Source organism: Desertivirga xinjiangensis (genome assembly GCF_024436435.1).
Lineage (GTDB): Bacteria > Bacteroidota > Bacteroidia > Sphingobacteriales > Sphingobacteriaceae > Desertivirga > Desertivirga xinjiangensis.
Genome location: NZ_JAFMZP010000007.1, coordinates 1 through 18,804 on the forward strand (window position 1 = coordinate 1; position 18,804 = coordinate 18,804).

Here is an 18,804-nt window from a genome sequence, read left to right on the forward strand (position 1 = left end):
TGTATAGCTACTTTAGAAATAACAAATCAAGCTGTATAGCTCAATTACTATTAATCCCCTAACCTGTATAGCCTAATTAGGACGAGACATTACCCCCCCCGCGTATTATTTAGACCGTGACTAAACCGTCAATAAACCGTGACTAGACCGTGAACCTAAGGACTTGGTACGGCAGAAGTACCCCCATGGTTCAAGCTTGTACAGAAGCCATCAAGAGCACGTTAGGAACCCAGTATTGACCGATGCTTGGGTGTTTCTATAGAAATATTTGAAAAGGATAGCGCGGGCATTTAGACCCGCAGGATGGCGGGGCATTCTATAAAGGTAGACAATTTGTATAAATAAATTCAACCAAATAATCCTATCTTTGCGACGCTTTTGGTTCCTCCAACTCAGTTGAAGGATTAAAAGGGAACTCGGGTTAGAATCCCGGACAGTCCCGCTGCTGTGTTCTCCATAACGGTTATTCATTCTCAAAGCCACTTTTTTTAATAAAGGGAAGGCAGAGTAACCGGGAGTAAGTCAGAAGACCTGCCTCAAGTATTTAGATTCATAGCTTTCGGGGATTGAAGCTTGATGAAAGTACCTCCGTGTATTCTCATTTCATATTCCTGTTTTCTATTTCTCACAATTAGTAATGGCAAAGACTGCAGTTTTTAAAATACTTATATTAACAGCTATAATAAGCGTTTCTAATTACTCAGGTAGTTATGCCCAGTTAATTGATACCCTAAAAGAGGTAGAGGTGATAGGTAATAGAATAGCTATCGATACAACTTTGAACCCTGCCCAGATCTTAACAGCTAAACAACTTCAGCGGACCAACAGCTTTTCGGTAGCAGATGCGGTGCGGCACTTTTCCGGCGTACAATTAAAGGATTATGGGGGCGTTGGCGGATTAAAAACCATTAATGTAAGGAGTTTGGGAAGTTTGCATACCTCCGTATTTTATGATGGTCTGGAGTTGGGTAATGCGCAGAACGGGCAGGTCGACCTGGGGAAGTTCTCCCTGGATAACATAGAAGTCATAGAGCTGTACAACGGACAGTCAGATAAAGAACTTCTGCCGGCCAGGGCTTTTTCCCTTGCTAACAGCCTGTTTATTCAGTCGAAGAAACCTAATTTTAATGCGGGGGGCAGGTCAAATATTCAGGGCGGCCTTAAAACCGGTAGTTTCGGATTGTTTAATCCTTCGTTCACCTGGCAGCAAAAAATTACGAAGCGTATTTATTCTTCGATAAGTTCTGAATGGCAAAAAGCCAGTGGCGCTTATAAATTCAAATTCAGAAATGGCGATTTCGACACCGTGCGGACCAGGAACAACACAGATCTCGATGCTCTTCGACTGGAGGCAGGGCTTTTTGGAAATGGCGCCGACAGCAGCATATGGGCTATACAGGCTTATATGTATCGATCGGATCGTGGTTTACCTCGGGCAATAGTCGACAATGTAGATACTTCAAATCAGCGCTTGTCCGATGATGAATTCTTTTCACAGGTATCTTACAATAGACCTGTCAGTGACCGTTATCAGGTAATATTAAGAGGAAAATACAGCTACAGTTATAGCCGGTATAAAGATCCCGATTGGCTGGGATCAAACCCCATCGATAACTGGTATAAGCAAAACGAGCTTTACTTTTCGGTAGCGAACCGCTTTGCTGTCTCTGAAATTTTCAATGTGTCTTTAGCAGCTGACATGATTCATAGCATAATGGATGCAAAGATCGACTTAAGCCGCGACGAGGTCTTTCCCCAACCGTCGCGGTTAACCGGTCTTCTGGCTTTGACTTCATCGCTAAACCTGAAACACTTTGATTTGCAAGGAAGCCTGCTTAGTACAAGCACAAGGGAAACTGTAAAGTTTGGTGAGAGTGCTTATAATAAGCAAGCATTTACCCCCACACTTTCAGCTGCCTGGAAGCCATTCTTTGAAAGTAATTTTCAGTTGCGAGGGCTTTATAAAAGCAGTTTTCGATTGCCGACCTTTAACGATCAATACTATACTTTGATAGGAAACACTGCGCTAAAGCCGGAGTATTCCACACAATATACCCTCGGAGTATCGTATAGCAAAGCTTTTGAAGGTGCGCTTTCTTACCTGTCTATGAAAATAGATGGCTATCATAATAAAATTAAGGATAAAATTGTGGCTATTCCTACTAGTAGTTTGTTTTTATGGACCATGACTAATCTTGGAAAAGTCGATATCAATGGAATAGAAAGCTCTGTCAAATCAGAACTGAAAGTTTCATCTTCAGGTTTTATTGCTGCCAGTTTGAACTATACTTATCAAAAGGCGATCGAAGTGACACCTGGCTACTATTATAAACAGGTGATACCCTACGCCCCAAAACATAGTGGTACTGCCTCCCTAAGCCTGATACAGGGAAAGTACACTGTAAATTATAATTTTTTATATACGTCTGAGCGCTACGGCTTGAGAACCATCGACAGATTCAGTAATATGAAACCCTGGTCTACGCATGACATCTCTGCTTCGCGAGAATTCGGGGCTGGAAAAAACAGATTGACCCTCAGGGCAGAACTAAATAACCTTCTCAATAAAAAGTACGCAGTCGTAAGGAACTATCCCATGCCCGGACGCTCGTTCCGACTGTCAATTAAATATGCATTATCAAATTAAATTAAATATGAAATTCAACAGATTCAGCTGGTTAAAATCAGGTATTATAGCAGCAACAGTGCTAACTTTCGCTTCTTGTAAAAAAGACGGCGACTCGGACGAGGTACAGGCATTCAACCAGAATGTCTTAGTTTTGAACCAGGGAGGTTTTCAACAGAATAATGCCTCAGTAAGCTATTACAATCATGAAACCGGTGCGGTTACCAAAGATATGTACGGAGCAGTCAATGCCAATGCTGGCTTAGGAGATCTTGCTCAGGATATAAAGGTATTCGGATCAAAAATTTATATTACGGTGAATGGTTCTAACAAAGTGGAAATTCTGGACTCCCAGACCTTTAAAAAAACAAGCAGTGTAACCATCTCCTCACCGAGATGGCTCGCCTCAGCTAATGGAAAGGTATTTGTGAGTTCGTATGATGACAACGTTTATGTGCTGGATGGAAACACTGACCAAATCGTAAAAAAAATAGAGGTTGGACGGGATCCGGAGCATATGGCAGTGGTTGGAAATAAACTTTACGTTGCAAATTCCGGCGGATTGGATTACCCCCTTTATGAAAATACTGTTTCGGTTATAGACCTGACATCCTTGACCGAATCAAAAAAGATCACTGTAGATATTAATCCCAATCTCGTGCTTGCAGACAAATATGGCGATGTGTATGTTGTAACTGTGGGCGATTATGGAACAATTAAGTCGAATATTTACGTTATAAATTCAAATACAGATGAAGCCAGGGCTCTTAACCTGCGGGCAACTGGTATGGTAATTAATAACGATGTTGCTTACATTTATAAGGCAGAGTACAGCATGGTGGCTGGTGGCTATGAAATAAGTTATTCTACATTAAATGTAAAAAATGAAATTCCTGGCCCTAGCTTCATTCGTGACGGTTCTGAAACCGCAATCAAACTTCCATATGGCATTGGAGTAGATTCAGGTTCTGGAGATATTTATTTGGCTGACGCGAAAGACTTTCAAGCAGAAGGAACGGTATTTCGGTTTGACAAAGATGGCAAACAGAAAAGTTTCTTTTCCGTTGGTACCAACCCTTCTGCCTTTTGCTTTTTAGATAAATAGTATTCTGCAGGAGCGATAATATTCGCTCCTGCTTCTTCTCCCCCAAATAAGTCGTTCTTATTTCCCTATTCTTCCTTAAATATTAGCACCTTTGCCATCCGAAAAAAAGGTAGGAACGATTAGTATTTAACATGGATTTTTTACACACAATTTTAGGTGACGACATTCAGGCAGGCTTGCTGATTATTTTAAATCTGATAGTCATAGAAAGTTTACTATCTGTGGACAACGCTGCTGTTCTGGCAACAATGGTTTTAGATCTGCCAAAAGAACAGCGCGAAAGAGCATTGAAATATGGTATTATAGGCGCCTATGTCTTCAGGGGGATATGTTTACTGGTTGCGGGCTGGCTTGTAAAAATTTGGTGGCTTAAACCTCTAGGAGGTTTATATCTCTTATTTCTTGCTGTTTCCTACTTTAAAGGGAAAATGAGTAACTCTGAAAAGGGCGAAGAAACGATAGATAAGACTCAAAACTGGTTTTACAGGTCGACAGTAGGAGTGCTGGGGACTTTCTGGTCGACTGTAGCTCTTGTCGAAATAATGGATCTTGCTTTCTCAATTGACAATGTTTTCGCTGCGGTTGCATTTACTGATCATATGTTTCTGATCTATACGGGGGTGTTTATAGGAATATTGGCAATGCGCTTTGTTGCGCAGGGTTTTGTTAAACTGATGGAAAAGTATACCTTTCTTGAAACCATCGCTTTTATTGTGATTGGCGTTTTAGGCTTAAAGCTTACGGCTTCCGTTTACAGCCATTTCGACCATAGTGCTGCATTGGCTCAGTTTCTGGATAGTGAGAAATTAGATCTGATGGTATCAGTTTTTACTGTTGTAATTTTTGTGCTGCCTGTGCTTAGCTCTCACTTCTTTAATTTTCCGAAGAAAAACATCATTGAAGCTGAATTGGCTCATTCAGCGGAGCATGTTTTGATAGACCAGGACGAGATCCTGGAGAATCAGGACAGATAGCGGTAAAACGAAAAAGCTGCTCAAATATTGAGCAGCTTTTTATCTTGCTGAATAAATTCAGATTAGTGAGCAGCTGAATCAGCAGAAACAGAATCAGTAGCAACAGAATCAGTAGCAGTAGTATCAACAGTTAAAGAAGTGTCGATAGCAGCAGAATCAACAGCAGTTGAATCAGAACCTTCGCCAGTTTTGTTTGAAGAACAAGCAGCAACTGATAAAGAGATAGCTAAAGCAACGAATCCGAATTTGAATAGATTTTTCATTTTTGAGGTTAAAGTTTAATAATTAAACAAATAATATTTACTGGTTAATACCCGGTACTTAAAAAGGTAACCCTAATGTTTGATTATTTTTTTATTTTTTTTTTTACTTATCATTGGGTTACAATTAGCATAAAAGCGTATTAAATAGTGAGCAAAGAGATAAAGAGGTCAGTACCAACGGATAGTGAAGTTATATTGGGGATCCTGAATGGCTCAAAAGATGTTCTTGAAACGGTGTACAAGGCATATTTTCCGATGATCCTACAGTTAGTAGTAATGAATAACGGAACAGATGACGATGCTAAAGACATTTTTCAGGAATCAGTAATAGTTCTTTACGATAAGGTAAAAAGTGGAAACTTTGAGCTGAACAGTAAATTAAAAACATTTATCTACTCTGTAAGCCGCAGGTTATGGCTTAAGAGGTTAAACCAGCTTAGTAGAAACGCTGGAAGGATTAGTGACTTTGAAGATGTTTTACCTGTTGAACAGGACATGGAAAGACATGAGGAAAAGGACTTACAGTTCAGACAAATGGAAAGTGCTTTAATGCACCTCGGCGAACCTTGTAAAACTATTATTGAAGACTTTTATATCAATAATAAATCTATGCAGGAAATATGTGCGAAATTTGGTTATACCAATGCAGACAATGCAAAGAACCAAAAGTACAAATGCCTGCAACGTTTGAAAAAGCTTTTTTTTCAAACCTGATTAACGCGCTAATACAATGAAAACAACAGAACGGATAGAAGCTTACTTGAGGGGAGAGATGACTGAAGAGGAGAGGGCTGCATTTGAACAACTTAGGGCAACTGATTCTGAGCTGGATCAGCAGGTTGTTTCGCATCAGGCTTTCATGGACCAGTTGCGTGACTATGGAGTGCGGCATAAGCTGGTATCAGATATGAATGCTATCCACGAAACATTAGATATCGATGAAATAAAGAGCGAAGTTATTCCGCAGAGGTCCATGCTAAAAGTTTTGTGGGCTAAATACCGGATCAATGCTGCTGTTGCCGCTTCGGTGGCAATTGTTGTTGCATTTTCTACCTTACTGTCGACGGGTTATTTTGCTAAAACCAATGCACTGAATTCGGATTATAACGCTTTGAGAAGACAGATCAGCAAGCTGACCAGTATTCAAAGGACTCAAAGTGCACAGATGAAAGATATAGCGGGGATCCCATCTTTACCATCGAATCCCGGCCAATATGGGGGAACTGGTTTTGCACTTTCATCAGACGGTTACCTTGTTACCAATTATCATGTGATTAAAGATGCTGACTCTGTTTATATCCAGAATACAGAAGGCCAGTCTTATAAGGTAAAAACGATCTATGTTCACCCTCAATATGATATTGCCGTTCTTCAGATAACTGATTCGAACTTTAAATCTCTGAAGGCTTTACCATATACATTTAAAAAATCTTCAGCGGACGTTGCTGAAGAGGTGTTTACCATAGGTTTTCCAAGAGAAGATCCTGTATATAACAGGGGCTATCTAAGTGCCAGTACTGGTTATCGTGGCGATACTGTAGCTTACCAGGTGGATATTCCGGTTTATGAAGGGAATAGTGGTGGCCCATTGTTAGATAGTAAAGGTAATGTTATCGGGATCATCAATGCGAAGCAAGCGAAAACGGATGGTGTAACATTTGCAGTGAAGTCGGGTTACCTGCTTGAAGCACTGGATGCAATTCCGAAAGATTCTCTTAAAACTGAATTGGTACTAAATAAGAAAAATAATCTTTCAAACCTGAGCCGCAAGGATCAGTATAAGAAGATGCAGGAATATGTTTACATGGTTAAGGTATATCAATAGATATAGGGAAAAGAATTTTAATGAAAAGCCTTGCGATTTGTTCTTCGCAAGGCTTTTTTATTAAGGCTGTATACTGATCTGTACTGATCACCAGGGGCAAGTCCAAAACTTGCGGACTTTCTTTCTTCGTCATGAACTTGTTTCGCTTGGTCATCCTGACTTGTTTCGGGACCTCCTGCCTGAACAGAGCTTCATGCATACCGTTCAAGAGGTGCCGAATCCTGAACTTGATTCAGGACGGCATGACGATCTGAGCGAGTCTGGCGCTTCAGGTTAATTCGCTTCGCCCTGAACTTAATTCGCTTCGTTATTTTGATTAGCTAGCGGTCAAGTTCTCCTAATACAATATCAATTGAACCTATAATGGCAATCAGATCGGCGATAAGGATGCCTCTTGATATTTCGGAAATAACATGGAGGTTGTTAAAACTAGGCGCTCTTGCTTTTACCCGCTTAGGGATTTCTGATTTTCCGTCCGTAATAAAATAGTACCCCAGCTCGCCCCTCGGGCTTTCAGCTCTTAGATAGAAATCTTGTTCTTTTGGTATTATCTTTTTCGGAAGCTTTGCTCTCGGATCAAAATCAGGCGTCCTTTTTAGATCCTTCATCAAACGTTCCAGGCATTGTTCAATCATCAGAACAGATTGTTCGATCTCATCTACCCGCACCTTAAACCTGTCCCAGCAATCTCCTGTAGTCCCCATTTTTCCTGAACCAACCGGGATATCAAATTCCAGTTCAGGGTAAGCGGAATATTCGTCCACGCGCCGCAAGTCCCATTTTAAGCCTGAAGCCCGGAGCATGGGCCCCGAGCATCCATAACTGATGGCAACGTCCAGGGGTAGTATTCCTACATTTGCTGTTCTTGATATGAAGATTTGATTTTCTGTGAGCAGTTCATTGAGTTCAGTCATTTTAGGTCTAAAATAATCAATGAACTCTTTGCACCGTTCTTCGAAACCTACTGGCAGGTCAAAAAAGAGGCCGCCAACCCAAATGTAATTATAGAGCATTCTCGATCCCGATGCCCACTCTAGCATATTCATAATATGTTCCCGGTCGCGGAAGCACCATAAGAATGGAGTAAATGCGCCGATATCGATACCGTAAGTGCCCAGGGCAATAAGATGGGAGCCAATCCGGTTTAATTCACAAACTAATACCCGTATATATTCAATTCGTTTCGGAATTTCTTTGTCAATGCCAAGCATCCGTTCTACACCCATTACCCATGCATGGCTATTGTTCATGGATGCCAGGTAATCCATCCGGTCTGCGAATGGGATAGTCTGCTGATAGGTTAAGTTCTCCGCATGTTTTTCAAAGCAGCGGTGCAGGTATCCTACGTGTGGAATAACCTCCTTTACAATTTCGCCATCGGTGATCAGTTCCAGGCGCAGTACTCCATGTGTTGAGGGATGCTGCGGTCCCATATTCAGAATCATCTCGCTCGATTGCGCTTCGGCAATCAGCTTTTCGTAACGGGTTTTATATGGAGTTTGGGATGTTGTATTTGTCATATCTATAAGCAGGTGTTGTAATCAATCTACCTTAATGCCATGATAATATTCCTGAGCTTTGTAATCTTTTCTCAGAGGATATCCCTCCCAGTCGTCTGGTAATAAGATCCGCCTTAAATCCGGGTGGTTTTCAAAGTTTATTCCTACAAGGTCATAAGCCTCCCGTTCATGCCATTCAGCTGTCCGCCATACGGAGTAGACAGACGGAAAAGAGGGAAGCCCCTCCTGGGCACGATCGTAATACTTCTTAACTTTTAAAGTTAACTGCGTTTTATAAGGAATAGAAGAAAGGTGATACACTACTCCAAACATATTTTCTCCTATCCCATAATCGACTCCTGAAATACATGATAGAAAGTCGAAAAAGGTTTTTTCATTGTCCCGGAGTTCCAGGCAAACTTCGGCTATTCTATCCGGCTGAATTAATAAGGCTGGTTGTAATCCTGAAATTTCTTCGCCAAGTACAACTTCCTGTCCAAATTTGTCAGTGAGCAGCTGCTTTATATCTTCAAATCCCATATCTGCTGTGTTATTTTCCTTCTGAATTACGGAGCCAGACGCACAACTTTCCAGCTTTTTTTGTCGGTCCTTTTATACATTATCCGGTCATGCAGCCTCGCAGCTCCTCCCTGCCAGAACTCTACTATTTGAGGCTTCAGAATATAGCCGCCCCAATGCGAAGGCTTAGGCACCTCCTTATCCTGGTACTGCCCCTCAAGATCGTGTAATGCATTTTCAAGCACCTCTCTGTTAGGTATGATCTGACTTTGCTGTGAAGCAATAGCGCCGAGCTGGCTTGCCTTGGGCCTGGAATGGAAATATCTTTCGGATTCTTCCTTGCTTACTTTTTCGAGATGTCCTTCAATCCGCACCTGGCGCTCTAGTTCGGCCCAGTAAAACACCATCGCTGCTGACGGATTTTTAGCAATCTCTTTACCTTTTCTGCTGAGGTAATTAGTGTAGAATGTGAAGCCATTATTGTCGAACCCCTTTAACAATAGAACCCGTGCCGATGGTTTTCCATCATGAGTTGCTGTAGCCAGGGTCATTACATTGGGCTCGTACAGGTCGGCATCGAGTGCTTCGGCAAACCATTTGGCAAACTGGCTTATCGGATCGTCGGCCACTGATTTTTCTGATAAGGTTGCAGAGAGATATTCCTGTCTTAAGTTTTGGATCGTTTCTTTGTTGAGGGTCATTATTTCACAAACTTACTAATTGCATTTTCTTTAATGAACTTTACATCTCAAATCTATGTAAAAACATATATTAAAAAATGATTGTTATCAGGTTATGCTAAATCCTATTGCTCCCCATACAGGTAGTTTGCTTATTTCAGAGCCATTTATGCTCGATCCTAATTTTAAGCGTTCGGTAGTTTTGCTTGCGGAGCATAATGAAGACGGTTCGGTAGGATATGTACTGAATCAGAAAAGCGATTATGTGCTGAAAGATTTGATCCCAGAATGCGGTGATGCTATGTTTCCTATTTATGTTGGAGGGCCGGTGGGTAATGACACGCTGCATTTTTTACACCGTTGCTACGACCGTATGAACAGCGGAATTGAAATCGCAAACGGTATCTTTTGGGGCGGAAGTTTTGAAACCCTGAAGGTGCTAATCAGCAATGGCCAGATCAACGATCATGAGATCAGGTTCTTTATTGGTTATTCTGGCTGGAGCCTGGATCAGCTGGACCGGGAACAGCAGCAAAATTCCTGGCTTGTCACAAACCGGTACAATCCGGAGTTGTTGTTCTCTGAGGAAGAAAATCTTTGGAGGGATATTGTTATCGGCTTAGGGCCGAAATATGCCCATATCGTTAATTTTCCGGAAAACCCCCTTTGGAATTAATCTTATGTTAAAATTTATAATCAGGATGGATGTTAGCATCTATCCTGATTATAAATTTAATTCAGACCTTCAAGCTCTGTAGCCGATTCTTCGACCTTCAGTTTGAGTTCTTCTTTATAATCCTTTAATCGTCTCGCAAGGTTATCGTTATTTGTACCCAGGATCTGCGCTGCCAGAATGCCTGCGTTTTTTGCCGCATTTAAAGCAACTGTGGCTACAGGAATACCGTTTGGCATTTGCAGGATCGAAAGGATCGAGTCCCATCCATCAATGGAATTGGATGATTTAACAGGTACACCGATTACCGGCAAGTGTGTAATGGAGGCAACCATGCCTGGTAAATGTGCTGCACCGCCAGCTCCTGCGATGATGACCTTCAGGCCCCTGTCGGATGCGGTTTTTGCGTAATTAAACATTCTTTCCGGGGTACGATGAGCAGAAACTACAGTGATCTCATAGTCAACACCAAGCTCTTTCAGTATGTCGGCTGCATCCTGCATTACAGGGAGATCAGACTTACTTCCCATTATTATGCCTACTTTCATTTGTATATTATAATTGTGAATTTGTTAAACTTTTACCTTCAGCGTTTCCTGAACGTAACGGGCATTAGCAATAGCTTGCTCCCGGTTTTGATCAACAATAGTAACGTGGCCCATCTTTCTGAAAGGCTTAGTGAATTTTTTGCCATAAAGATGAACGTAAACTCCCGGAAGTTTCAGGATTTCGTTCATCCCCTCATAGTCTGCTAAACCCTCGTATCCTTTTTCTCCCAGTAGGTTGATCATTACTGCATGATCAATTGGCCGGGTATCACCCAGGGGCAGATTGAAGATAGCGCGTAAGTGCTGTTCAAATTGTGATGTCCGGTTACCTTCTATACTATGATGTCCGCTGTTATGCGGCCGCGGAGCCAGTTCATTGACCAGGACCTTCCCGTCTTTTGTTAAGAACATCTCCACAGCCAGCAGTCCGTTTATTTTAAACGTATCGGCTAATTGAGTGGCAATCTGTTCCGCTTCTTTTTGAATTTCAATGGGAAGGGTCGATGGGGATATTAAAAACTCAACAAGGTTGGCATCCGCGTTGAATTCCATCTCTACGCAAGGAAAGGTTTGGGTTTCGCCATTGTCGTTTCTTGCGACAATAACTGCAATCTCTTTCTCGAAATCAACCCATTCCTCAATGATGCTCGGGGCTTCAAATGCGTTCTCCAGATCAGCCTCCGACTTTATTTTATAAACGCCTTTACCGTCATAGCCGTCTTTCCTTAGTTTTTGGATATATGGATACTGCAGGTTTGCGTTCTTCAACGCTTCTTTTGAAGAAATAAGTTGAAAAGGAGCTGTTGGGATATTATTTTGCTTGAAAAATTCTTTTTGAAGCCCTTTGTCTTGTATCAGGCGGATCACCCGGGGTTGCGGGTAGACTTTAACACCCTCGTCTTCCAGTTTTTGAAGAGCGTCGACGTTTACTTTTTCGATTTCAATAGTGAGGACGTCCGTGTGTTTTCCAAAATTATAAACGGTTTCGTAGTCAGTTAAGGATCCCACCACAAACTTGTCACAGAGTTTCTTACAAGGGGCCTCAGGATCAGGATCCAGCACACGAATATTTACATTATAGTTAATCGCCTGCTGGATGAGCATACGTCCTAACTGCCCTCCGCCAAGAATTCCTACACGTAAATCACCATAAAATGCTTTCATAGCTGCAAGTTTAGCCTAAATCTCTGAAATTTCCGAATAAGACATCGTTATGTGAAGTTTGAATGATCTTATTTGCTTGTCATCAGGCTTTCTTCCTGGATCTTTTTTTGCAACTCCAATATTCCCCCAATCAGGGCTTCCGGACGAGGGGGGCATCCCTGAACGTATATATCAACAGGAATTATTCTGTCGACACCTTTCACTACATGGTATCCATGCTGCCAATAGGGGCCGCCACAATTTGAACATGAGCCCATCGAAATTACATACTTGGGATCAGGCATCTGTTCATAAAGTCGTTGTATCCGCTCGGCCATTTTAAACGTCACTGTTCCCGCAATAATGATCACATCAGCTTGTCTGGGAGAAGGGCGGGGAAACACTCCGAACCTGTCAAGGTCATAGGTGGATGCCATGGAACCCATCATTTCGATAGCACAACAGGCTATACCAAAACTAACAGGCCATAGTGAAGATAACCTGGCCCAGTTTAATAAGTCGTCAAGTTTAGTAATTATCACACCGCCATCCTGTGGCATTCTGTCGAGGCTCATTATCCGTTATTTGGTTTTCTGAAAGTTGGCTTAAAAGCAGGTTTTGATAAGCTTGGGCCGGGCTTAGGTACATCCGATGAAATTGGTTCTGGTTCTGTGCCGGCATTAAAGCTCCTGACAACATATACCTCCTTATTAATACGATCGTAAGCCGACTTTGGTATGGCAATATCCACATGTGGAATTTGCTGAGCAGGCTTGATCCAATCCAGATCACCTCTGCGCCAAACGTACACCAGGCCAAGAATTAATATCCCTACAAACACAAACATCTCAATTAAGGTTAGCCAACCCCACATTGGAGCTGCCGCCAGCAAGGACTTCTGACCGAAAACGGTAGCCCATGGAAAAATGAACACCATCTCTACATCAAATAAAAGGAAGATAAGTGCTACAACATAGAACCGAGAATTAAATTGAATCCATGAATTGCCTGTTGGTTCTTCACCACATTCGTAAGATGTTAGTTTTAAATAAGTAGGCTTTTTGGGAGCCAGAATGACCGAGAGGAAAACCGTAGCTGTTACCAAAAGTATCCCCAGTATTAGGAAAATAAATATTTTTCCGAACTCGCTTAGCTGAGAAACCTGTTCCATACCGTCAAAACTAAGGATTTTCTGCAGGAGTTTATTTTAAAGCTTTGAAAAATACACCTGTATTACAATTGTGGATAAATAATAGCGTTAAGATTCATCACCTGTTTGAAAAGTGAAAAAATGCTCCTATATTTGCACTCTTGTTTTTAAAAGCTACAAAGTTGATATAAAGTCATGAAAAGAACATTCCAGCCTTCTCAAAGAAAAAGAAGAAATAAACACGGTTTCAGAGAGCGTATGGCCACTGCAAATGGTAGAAGAGTATTAGCATCGAGAAGAGCTAAGGGTAGAAAGAGATTGTCAGTTTCTGACGAGCGTCGTCATAAAGCATAATTTTTGATTCTGGCCTTCGCTGAAGGCTAATTCAATGTATTCATTTAGAAAAGAGGAACGGTTATGTAATAAAAGGCTTTTAGATAAGCTTTTTCATAATGGTTCTTCTTTTCTTTTATACCCTTTCAGGATAGTTCATCTATCCGAAGCGCTTCCGGCGGAAATTCCTTCTCAGGTGGTTATTGGTGTGCCTAAAAGAAAGTTTAAGCGTGCCGTAGACCGCAACCTGATTAAACGACGGATCCGTGAGGCTTTCAGGCTCAATAAAGAAGAGTATCTTTATACTTTCCTGAGGCAGCACAATGTCGGACTGATATTTTCAATCAATTTTGTTGGTAAAGAAATCGGCGACTATGCCTTCCTTGAAAAGAAGTTAATCGCAGCAATGAAGCAATTAACCAAATCGTATGATAAGGATATTGATTGATATGGTTAAATGGCTGATAGGAGGTATGTTTCTCCTCATTATCAAGCTGTATCAATTTTTTTTGTCTCCTCTTTTGGGAGCATCCTGTCGTTTCAGTCCTACGTGTTCGCAGTATGGGGCTGAGGCCATAAAAAAATATGGTCCTTTCAAAGGCGGCTGGTTAACCCTTAAGCGACTCGCCAGTTGTCATCCATGGGGAAGACACGGCCATGATCCGGTTCCCTGAACTGCATATTCTAACCTGTATTTAAGCTCTGTATGGCATTAATCCTCCAAATAGAAACTTCGACATCTTCGTGTTCAATTGCTTTATCTGAGAATGGAACGACTCTCTTCGTTAAAGAGCAAAATGAACGGAATATTCACGCAAGTCATATTACCTTATTTATCGAAGAAGTGTTAACGCTTGCGGGAAAGAAACCCGCGGATCTAAATGCAGTAGCGGTTAGTATGGGGCCTGGTTCTTATACGGGCCTGCGGATTGGTGTTTCTACTGCAAAGGGCTTGTGTTATGCATTGGATATTCCACTAATAGCTGTAAACACTTTGAAAGCGATGGCTTCAGGCATGCTGAAAAAGTCGCCGGATCAGGACGTTTTATTGTGCCCCATGATCGATGCCAGAAGAATGGAGGTATACATGGCTGTTTATGATTCTGCCTTAAATGAACTGACACCCGTTGAAGCAAAAATTATAGACGCGGATTCTTTCAGGGGTTTTCAAAACAAAAAACTTCTGCTTTTTGGAGATGGCGCTGAAAAATGCCGTCAGGTACTCGAAACCTGCCAGAATATAAGTCTTAATACTGGTCATGTTAATTCGGCTGGAGATCTGAGTATGTTGGCTTACGAAAAGTATAAGAATTCCTCGTTTGAGGATGTCGCCTATTTCGAACCTTATTACCTTAAAGATTTTCTGGTAACTCAGCCTAAAGCTAGCGTTTCTTAGATTTTGAGGTAAATATTTTTCCGAAGAAGCTTTTTTCTCCAGGTTTCTTTAGTCCCGGAACACGATCAGCGGTGTTGTAACGCTCGAGAATAGGTCCAACTTTTAAAGCGAAACCCATATACATATTGATTGCGGTATAACCCCTGCCCCGGTTAGCGTCCGACTGCATAATCCCACTAAATGCGGTATATGTTTTCGCTATCTGGTCACTTCCAATAAAGAAATCGAGATTGGGAGATTTCACAAGGAATTGCCCCCCGATTTCCAGGGTCTTATTAAGGTTGTATGTGGTACTTGCACTAAAATTCAGGGACCTCCATCTGTAAGTATTCACCAGTGCTATCTGCCCATTTTTATTAAACAGGCTCTTTGAAAGGATAAGATTTGGCTGGTATGAATTGAAATCCCTGTTTATTAAAAGTTCTGCTCTGGTATCTAGAAGAGAGGTGAATTTGCCTGTTGTGACTGGGTTTTGTAATATATTTTTTTCAATCTCTTCCTTCAGTTTAGTTCCAGCATTTTTAGCTTCAGCATCTTCCAAAGAAATAGTTTGATCAATCTTGTGCAGATATGGTTGTTTGCGCCATAAAATAAATCCGAGGTCTTTGATATTTCCCAGGAAAAAGAACCCGTGTTTATTCCTGTAATTCGTACTTAATGTTAATGCTGCTCCCGGATTCTTTATATTAGGAATCAGTAACAGAGGATCAAAGCTGTTGTACAAAAAGTTAGTGAGATAAGAACCTTTCAGGCGGCTGCTGAAGCTGTGGTTGATTTCGTCGATATTTAGGCCGGAATCCTCTATTGAAAGTTTAGTATACCCAATACCGCTTAGATAGCTCAGTTTTGCACCGAAAGCTAACCGTCTGTTGTAGTTTTCCCGGTAGGAGAAACTAAATTGATGATAGGCCTGACCTTCGCCCTTATTATTAAAGATGTTGCTGTTCTCACCATTAATAAGGTATTTGTAATTATCAAAAATGGACAGGGTTTCGTTGGTAATATGATAAGCAGCCTGAGTCTTTACTTGCCAGGAAAAGCCGATCTCCCGATTGTACTGTATTGACCTGAACATACGAAACATAAAAATATAAGCGTTTTGTGCTATCGAGATGTTGTTCGTCTCTTTACTATCAAGGTCAATGCCGCTGGCATCAAGTGGCAATCCATAAATGGCTTTTCTGAGAGTATTGTCTGCAGGGCCTTTGGCCTGCAATGTTAGTCCTCCATTTGGGACGAAAAAGTTAAAAGCATACCGGCGGCTGCTATCTGGCTGAAATGTTTTTTGAGATGGGTTTTCGAAAGCATCAAATAGTGTCCCGGTATTATACATTGCCCATTGTTGGGCGGATACATCGGTAACATTCAAAAATAGGGAAGCACATAGTATGAAACCCAATAACCTTGAGTTACAATTTGTAGGCAGATAAAAAATAGTCTTTATCACCGGTTATCAGATATTGATGCGTATCGTTTTTAATTTTTGCTACAAGGAAATAGCCGCTCCCTTTTACCGGAAAGCCCCTGGCCAGAGTTCCCTCATCCGTTAACAAAAGTAAACGATTATTTTCTCCGTCGTTCAAGCCCAATTGAAATTTGTACTTATTAGTGTGAAAGAACAGAGGTTTCGTTTTTAAGGGCTTGTTAAAATTGTATGTAAAAAGCGGACTTTCTTCAGAACTGAACACGTTCAGGCCATTTTTGTCCAGATATATAAACTCAGCGCTCTCGTCCCCGGCAATATTTTGATAGTCAAATGTAAAGTCGCCCTGTGGCTCAAATAGTTTTTTCGACTTTATTGAACCTTTAAAAGAGATTTTTACGAGTGCTCCACTGCTGTCGGCAGTAATTACTTCTGAATTGCTCCCAGCACTAAGTTCTAAGCCGATCGGATTTTTAAGCGGTCTGCCATATGCTATGTTTTTAATCAGCGTACCATTCTGGTTATAGAAGTAGAAGTTTCCGTTTTGAGTGGCTGTAATCAAATAGTCGGTGCCCTCTAAAGAAGCGGTTTTCAGATCAAAAAGGATTTTCCCGCTCACTGTTTTATTCCAATCCGGAAGTTTGGTGCCTTTTAGATCATAAGCCATTATAACATTTCCCGCGGGAATAAATAACCTGGCATCGGAGTTCGAACTGCTTAAACTTAGGCCAAATGTTGAATTGTAAGGTAAATTAACTGGAAAGCCTTGTTCGGCCTCACCCCCAATATTCATCCGGTAAAGCTTTCCGGTGGTGTTAAATAAAATGGAGCCATCACCTGGCTGCTGAATCTGACCAAGTATCTTGCTTTCAAGTTGTTTGCTCCATAACTTTTCGCCTTCAGCGGAAATTGCGTACAGGATATTGGACCTGTCCTGCACCAGTATTAATTGCGTCTCTCCATTCTGAACAGTTTGGGGTGTAATAGCCAGGCGCCCGTTAAGTTTAATTTTCCAGGCAGCTTTCATTTCACTGTTATTGTCGGAAATGTAGTTTATATAGATATTAGTAAAGAAATGTTCAGCATCGGCGCTCCATTGATAGGAGAGCCCATAAAAGTTCTTTAAACCATAGTTTTTACTAGTAAAGGCTCTGGAGTAATTCTGTTTAAGGCTGGTTCTTATAATTCTTTCCGACTCTTTCTGATTGATGAAGTAGAGAATGTTGCTTTGATTGGCTACCAGCTGGCTGAACTTGACGAATTCAGATTTCTTTGCCAGAAATTTTTCCTGTTCATAGTTTTTAAGGTAATTAGAGATGACGCCCGGGGTATTAGCAACAATAAGGTAATTGTCAATCACCGAAAAGTACGGGCGCACGAATGGTTTTAAAGGATCTCCCAGAAAAGCATATAGAATATGTGAATAATTAAACTTGCTTACAGACTCGCCGGCTGGTGATGCTATTAGCTGCATAGCAAAGTTCAGTTTCCTTCCGTTTTTTAATTTGATAATGGCAAATTTTTCCCGGTAGGATGTTTCAATAACTGAAAATTCATTGGCAAGTAAAGGCCTCATATCTGTTTCCAGATCAATCCCTGATTTCTCTTTGATCAGGCGCAGATGATTTTGGAGTATTGCTGATTCTTTTCTTTTATCAAAGAGGACTTGAAGACGCTTCTGAAAACCACTATAATCAGACAAACCGAAGGCTATGAAATTGGCGGCATTGTCAGGGATGATATTCTTGATGTCGTTTTTAACAGGGTGCTGATGCAAAAAAATGTTGAGATAACTGGGTGCGGTTGTATCAGGCTTGCTAATACCGTTGAACATTAAAGCATCACTTTTAAAGTTCATGTTTAAAGATGAAATGCCTTTGAGGTTGCTGATCAGGTTTCGGTTGCCGTTCGCCTTCCCTTTGATGAAATGGTTGAGAAAGGCCGAAACCTTTTCATGATTAACAAACAGATTTACCGGAGAGTTAAGGTTCTGACTGCTTTGAGATTTGATCTCGTTGATAAAGTTCTCGTCAAGTTTAGGTGTATTATTATCAATACTCGTTTCCAGCAGTTCTTTGGAAAAGCTTCCGGTAGCGGCTCCATTTTCAATGAACAGATAAAAAGTTTTCTTCAAGCTGGGCAAAGACAATTGATACAAGCCAGGCCTTTCTGCTTTTTTTACCGACAGGTCATGAATTTCGGAAAGCAATTCTTCGATGTTACTTGTTTTCAGATCGTCGTTCAGGTTAATAGAATATAGAAAGTGAACGGAATCATTTTTTGCAGGGTGGAAGGACACAAAGATTTTTTTTTCCTGTGTAGCCTCTGCAAGCTGCGGTTCTCTGAGTAAATACTGCTGAAGTTGTTCTATTTCCTCAGCCCTGGATTTTCCTATAATTGCATCAAAAAGTTCGTAGTCGCTGAAAATATCGTAGAAGGACTCATCATTGTTGAAGTTAAGTATCAGGGCTGCGTCTTGCGGAATATGTCTGAGAACCCTGTCCAGATTGTTTTGAGATCCGGAGATCTCAGAAAAATATTTTATGGCCATTGCAACAACGGCTACGAGCAGGACAAAAGTTAATATTATTGTGTTTCTCATCGAATAAACAAAATTAGCTTTTTAAAGCCATGAAATCGTATCAGG

At 41.2% G+C, this 18,804-nt stretch carries 21 protein-coding genes and 1 riboswitch; of the genes, 10 read left to right on the forward strand and 11 right to left on the reverse strand.

What is annotated here, in order from left to right:
- Positions 1-362: 362 nt before the first annotated feature.
- Positions 363-553, forward strand: a riboswitch (cobalamin riboswitch).
- Between the two features lie 84 nt (positions 554-637).
- The 3 genes from J3P37_RS16485 (at position 638) to J3P37_RS16495 (ending at position 4,705) form a co-directional block, all read left to right on the forward strand.
- On the forward strand, positions 638-2,647 hold the full coding sequence (locus tag J3P37_RS16485) for a TonB-dependent receptor plug domain-containing protein (RefSeq protein WP_256012454.1): 2,010 nt from the start codon (positions 638-640) through the stop codon (positions 2,645-2,647).
- Positions 2,648-2,654: 7 nt separating this feature from the next.
- Positions 2,655-3,731, forward strand: a complete 1,077-nt coding sequence (locus J3P37_RS16490) for a YncE family protein (protein WP_256012455.1) — start codon at positions 2,655-2,657, stop codon at positions 3,729-3,731.
- 131 nt (positions 3,732-3,862) lie between these two features.
- Positions 3,863-4,705: a TerC family protein gene (locus J3P37_RS16495; protein WP_256012456.1), complete on the forward strand. Its 843-nt coding sequence runs from the start codon at positions 3,863-3,865 to the stop codon at positions 4,703-4,705.
- 62 nt (positions 4,706-4,767) lie between these two features.
- On the opposite strand, the gene J3P37_RS16500 is transcribed toward J3P37_RS16495, so the two are convergent.
- A complete protein-coding gene (locus tag J3P37_RS16500; protein ID WP_256012457.1) occupies positions 4,768-4,968 on the reverse strand; it encodes a hypothetical protein in 201 nt (66 codons plus the stop codon).
- Positions 4,969-5,115: 147 nt separating this feature from the next.
- Here J3P37_RS16500 and J3P37_RS16505 point away from each other — a divergent pair, with 147 nt between their 5' ends.
- Together J3P37_RS16505 and J3P37_RS16510 are read left to right on the forward strand one after the other, a co-directional pair.
- Positions 5,116-5,682, forward strand: a complete 567-nt coding sequence (locus J3P37_RS16505) for an RNA polymerase sigma factor (protein ID WP_256012458.1) — start codon at positions 5,116-5,118, stop codon at positions 5,680-5,682.
- Between the two features lie 16 nt (positions 5,683-5,698).
- Positions 5,699-6,793, forward strand: coding sequence for a S1 family peptidase (locus tag J3P37_RS16510; protein ID WP_256012459.1), 1,095 nt, complete (start codon positions 5,699-5,701; stop codon positions 6,791-6,793).
- On the opposite strand, the gene J3P37_RS16515 is transcribed toward J3P37_RS16510, so the two are convergent.
- From J3P37_RS16515 to pdxH, 4 genes are all read right to left on the reverse strand, one after another.
- Positions 6,777-6,992, reverse strand: a complete 216-nt coding sequence (locus J3P37_RS16515) for a hypothetical protein (RefSeq protein ID WP_256012460.1) — start codon at positions 6,990-6,992, stop codon at positions 6,777-6,779. The two genes, J3P37_RS16510 and J3P37_RS16515, sit on opposite strands and share 17 nt — an antisense overlap.
- Positions 6,993-7,113: 121 nt before the next feature.
- Positions 7,114-8,238, reverse strand: coding sequence for an NADH-quinone oxidoreductase subunit D (locus J3P37_RS16520; protein WP_256012655.1), 1,125 nt, complete (start codon positions 8,236-8,238; stop codon positions 7,114-7,116).
- A gap of 96 nt (positions 8,239-8,334) precedes the next feature.
- Complete coding sequence (locus tag J3P37_RS16525) at positions 8,335-8,832, reverse strand: NADH-quinone oxidoreductase subunit C (protein ID WP_256012461.1); 498 nt, start codon at positions 8,830-8,832, stop codon at positions 8,335-8,337.
- Positions 8,833-8,858: 26 nt separating this feature from the next.
- Positions 8,859-9,512 (reverse strand): pyridoxamine 5'-phosphate oxidase, encoded by a 654-nt coding sequence (gene pdxH, locus J3P37_RS16530; RefSeq protein ID WP_256012462.1) that lies wholly within the window; start codon positions 9,510-9,512, stop codon positions 8,859-8,861.
- 94 nt (positions 9,513-9,606) lie between these two features.
- Here pdxH and J3P37_RS16535 point away from each other — a divergent pair, with 94 nt between their 5' ends.
- Positions 9,607-10,167 (forward strand): YqgE/AlgH family protein, encoded by a 561-nt coding sequence (locus J3P37_RS16535; protein ID WP_256012463.1) that lies wholly within the window; start codon positions 9,607-9,609, stop codon positions 10,165-10,167.
- Between the two features lie 56 nt (positions 10,168-10,223).
- Here J3P37_RS16535 and purE read toward each other — a convergent pair whose 3' ends face one another.
- The 4 genes from purE to J3P37_RS16555 form a co-directional block, all read right to left on the reverse strand.
- Positions 10,224-10,712, reverse strand: coding sequence for a 5-(carboxyamino)imidazole ribonucleotide mutase (purE, locus tag J3P37_RS16540; protein WP_256012464.1), 489 nt, complete (start codon positions 10,710-10,712; stop codon positions 10,224-10,226).
- Between the two features lie 24 nt (positions 10,713-10,736).
- Positions 10,737-11,876: a 5-(carboxyamino)imidazole ribonucleotide synthase gene (locus J3P37_RS16545; RefSeq protein WP_256012465.1), complete on the reverse strand. Its 1,140-nt coding sequence runs from the start codon at positions 11,874-11,876 to the stop codon at positions 10,737-10,739.
- Positions 11,877-11,944: 68 nt separating this feature from the next.
- Positions 11,945-12,430 carry an NADH-quinone oxidoreductase subunit B gene (locus J3P37_RS16550; RefSeq protein WP_256012466.1) on the reverse strand — a complete coding sequence of 162 codons (486 nt, stop codon included), beginning with the start codon at positions 12,428-12,430 and terminating at the stop codon, positions 11,945-11,947.
- The gene (locus tag J3P37_RS16555) at positions 12,430-13,026 is read right to left on the reverse strand and encodes an NADH-quinone oxidoreductase subunit A (RefSeq protein WP_256012467.1); all 597 of its coding nucleotides are present in this window, start codon (positions 13,024-13,026) and stop codon (positions 12,430-12,432) included. The genes J3P37_RS16550 and J3P37_RS16555 overlap by 1 nt, the downstream gene beginning before the upstream one ends.
- A 174-nt stretch (positions 13,027-13,200) precedes the next feature.
- Between J3P37_RS16555 and rpmH the strand changes: the two genes are divergently transcribed.
- From rpmH to tsaB, 4 genes are read left to right on the forward strand one after another with little or no spacing between them, the layout of a single operon-like run.
- Positions 13,201-13,359 (forward strand): 50S ribosomal protein L34, encoded by a 159-nt coding sequence (gene rpmH / locus J3P37_RS16560; RefSeq protein WP_055133745.1) that lies wholly within the window; start codon positions 13,201-13,203, stop codon positions 13,357-13,359.
- Between the two features lie 34 nt (positions 13,360-13,393).
- Positions 13,394-13,786 (forward strand): ribonuclease P protein component, encoded by a 393-nt coding sequence (locus tag J3P37_RS16565; RefSeq protein ID WP_256012468.1) that lies wholly within the window; start codon positions 13,394-13,396, stop codon positions 13,784-13,786.
- Position 13,787: 1 nt separating this feature from the next.
- Positions 13,788-14,012 (forward strand): membrane protein insertion efficiency factor YidD, encoded by a 225-nt coding sequence (yidD, locus tag J3P37_RS16570; RefSeq protein ID WP_439648975.1) that lies wholly within the window; start codon positions 13,788-13,790, stop codon positions 14,010-14,012.
- Between the two features lie 32 nt (positions 14,013-14,044).
- Positions 14,045-14,734 carry a tRNA (adenosine(37)-N6)-threonylcarbamoyltransferase complex dimerization subunit type 1 TsaB gene (tsaB, locus tag J3P37_RS16575; RefSeq protein WP_256012470.1) on the forward strand — a complete coding sequence of 230 codons (690 nt, stop codon included), beginning with the start codon at positions 14,045-14,047 and terminating at the stop codon, positions 14,732-14,734.
- Here tsaB and J3P37_RS16580 read toward each other — a convergent pair.
- Positions 14,721-16,133 carry a DUF5723 family protein gene (locus J3P37_RS16580; protein WP_256012471.1) on the reverse strand — a complete coding sequence of 471 codons (1,413 nt, stop codon included), beginning with the start codon at positions 16,131-16,133 and terminating at the stop codon, positions 14,721-14,723. The two genes, tsaB and J3P37_RS16580, sit on opposite strands and share 14 nt — an antisense overlap.
- Positions 16,134-16,143: 10 nt before the next feature.
- On the reverse strand, positions 16,144-18,759 hold the full coding sequence (locus J3P37_RS16585) for a hypothetical protein (protein ID WP_256012472.1): 2,616 nt from the start codon (positions 18,757-18,759) through the stop codon (positions 16,144-16,146).
- Between the last annotated feature and the right edge of the window lie 45 nt (positions 18,760-18,804).